The organism is Lysinibacillus sp. NPDC056185, assembly GCF_047737915.1.
Classification (GTDB): domain Bacteria; phylum Bacillota; class Bacilli; order Bacillales_A; family Planococcaceae; genus Lysinibacillus.
The window spans coordinates 1-2,030 of the sequence record NZ_JBLLLQ010000073.1 but is presented as its reverse complement, the minus strand read 5'-3'; the positions used below and the strand labels follow the sequence as shown (position 1 = coordinate 2,030).

Here is a 2,030-nt window from a genome sequence, read left to right as displayed (position 1 = left end):
CGACCATGTCGACGACGAAGACCCGCTGGTCCGACCGGATCCCGGCGGGGATCCTCGCCCGAGTGACCCCGGCCGTGGTCGACCCAGAGATCCCCGGGTGCATCAGCCCCAAGGTGACCGCGGTCTCCTCCAGGCACTGGAACTTGAACGTGTTGTCGGTCTTGGTGACCTTCTTGCGGACGATCGTGCCGCCCTGCCAGGCCTTGAACTCCTGCACGTCCGTGCTGCGGGACAGGGTGATGCCGTCCTCGCCGATCCAGCCGAGCTCAGTGAAGTCAGCTTCCGGCGTGGCCAGGTCCTCCGGGCCCACGGTGCCCTTCGGCGCCACCCACACGGCAGACGAATCGTCCCCGTAGACGCGAATGTTCGCCAGGTCCTTGCTCATCAGTCAGTCCTCCTGTGCGCTGCCGCGCCTCATGCGGTACTCCCGCGGATGTGTATTTGCAGCTCGAACACGTAACGCGGCTGCTCTGACGCCGGGTCCGGCAGGTTGGCCGGCCCGGACCACTCCTGCACCCGATACACCGGCAGCCCGTCGAGCTGCTGCCCGGGCAGGGAGCCGAGCAGCGCGCGGACCAGCTGCGCCAGGTCGTGCGCGTCGGCGTCCGAAGCACCCCAGCACTCCACCCCGACCTGCGGCGAGTCGGAGACACGGGTCGCCCGGATCCCGCCGTGCCGCTGGACCGTGACGAACGCGGGCGGGCGCGGGTTCGGAACCCTCGTCGCGACAGGCACCGGCCGCCCACGGGCAGCCAGTTGGGCGCGCAGCCACACGCACAGCAGAGCCTCAACGTCCGGGAACTCGACAGGTGCGCTCATCGGCCTCGGCCGGCGTTGACTGCCCGGGTCAGTGTCCGGCTCCTCGCCTCGCCCACGCGGGCGGGGGTGTCCGCCGTGGTCACGAACACGTGCGTCCTGTTCCGGCCACTGCCCACGGTGACCCGGTGCTTGCCCCGGGAGGCAATGTCCGCCGCAGTGGCGATCCGCTGCGCACGCGCTGCCAGATCCGCCCGCACCTGCGGGCCGAGCAGCAGCGTCCGCATCCCCGCCCTGTTCATCGTGACCTTGATCTGAGTAGCCATCTCTCAGCCCTCCATCTGTTTCAGCGCGACCTCGATACCAGGGGCCCACCCGGTGAACGGGCTGGCCCAGGTGCCGGACTCGCCGTCCACCTCGTACACGCGGCCCCCGACCTCCATCCGGTCAGACGGCCTGATATCAGTCCCGGCCGGGGCGTAGACCGTCAGGCCAACGATCACGCCCTGCCGACCCAGATCCGTGACCTCTGCTGCTCCGGTCCGCCGGGGCGCGACCGCACAGCCGGGGACGAGCGTGCGGTCCGGATCGGACCAGTCCCATACCTCGTTGCCGTACCGGTCGGTGACCAGGTTCGCCCGCAGCACAGTGACGGTCTCGCCAGCGGGGAATCTCATCAGGGCCTCGGGGGGAGCCGGTAGCGGTCCAGGACCGCTCGCTCTTCGCCCGTCATGCCGACCGCGCCCGAGGACGCGCCATCCCCGTACTCGACGGTGAACGGCCCCGCAGTCTGGCGGCGGACATCGGTCGCGGTCACCCCGCGGGACGCCATCGACGCGATGACTACCAGCAGTTCGGCCGGCGCCTGGGTGAACCCGTGCTCCACCTTGGCGACGACGCCGCGCATGCGGCTCGTCCAGCAGCCGTACGGCCGCCGGAGCATCCCCGCCGCCGACCACTCCGGATCATCCACAGCCGCTCCACGGTCGGTCACCGAGATGACCTCGGCCAGGCGGAGCGTGGGCAGCAGCTGCACCGGGCCACCAGACCCGTCGACCGTCAGCGTCTCGGCGATGGCCGGGGCGATGTGCCAGCCGCAGTACGAGCGGGCCGCGCCGCACGCGGCGGCTACGGCCACCGGATCGTATGGACCGCCAGGGACCGCAGCCGGGTCGACGAGCGCCGGCCAGTCCTCAGCCACTGCGCTTCACCGCGGTCCTGCGCGCCTTGTTGGCAGGTGCCGGAGCCTTCTTGGGCTCCGGTGCCTGCTCGAT

5 protein-coding genes are annotated in these 2,030 nt (G+C 70.8%); all 5 read right to left on the bottom strand.

The window, feature by feature from the left end:
* Positions 1-385: hypothetical protein (locus tag ACMZ42_RS26910; protein WP_415733403.1), on the bottom strand; the 385-nt coding region annotated here is incomplete at its 3' end.
* Between the two features lie 29 nt (positions 386-414).
* Positions 415-819: a hypothetical protein gene (locus ACMZ42_RS26905; protein ID WP_415733402.1), complete on the bottom strand. Its 405-nt coding sequence runs from the start codon at positions 817-819 to the stop codon at positions 415-417.
* Positions 816-1,082 (bottom strand): hypothetical protein, encoded by a 267-nt coding sequence (locus ACMZ42_RS26900; RefSeq protein ID WP_415733401.1) that lies wholly within the window; start codon positions 1,080-1,082, stop codon positions 816-818. Before ACMZ42_RS26900 ends, ACMZ42_RS26905 begins: the two co-directional genes overlap by 4 nt.
* A gap of 3 nt (positions 1,083-1,085) precedes the next feature.
* Positions 1,086-1,433 (bottom strand): hypothetical protein, encoded by a 348-nt coding sequence (locus tag ACMZ42_RS26895; RefSeq protein ID WP_415733400.1) that lies wholly within the window; start codon positions 1,431-1,433, stop codon positions 1,086-1,088.
* A complete protein-coding gene (locus ACMZ42_RS26890) occupies positions 1,433-1,957 on the bottom strand; it encodes a hypothetical protein (RefSeq protein ID WP_415733399.1) in 525 nt (174 codons plus the stop codon). Before ACMZ42_RS26890 ends, ACMZ42_RS26895 begins: the two co-directional genes overlap by 1 nt.
* Positions 1,958-2,030: the final 73 nt, after the last annotated feature.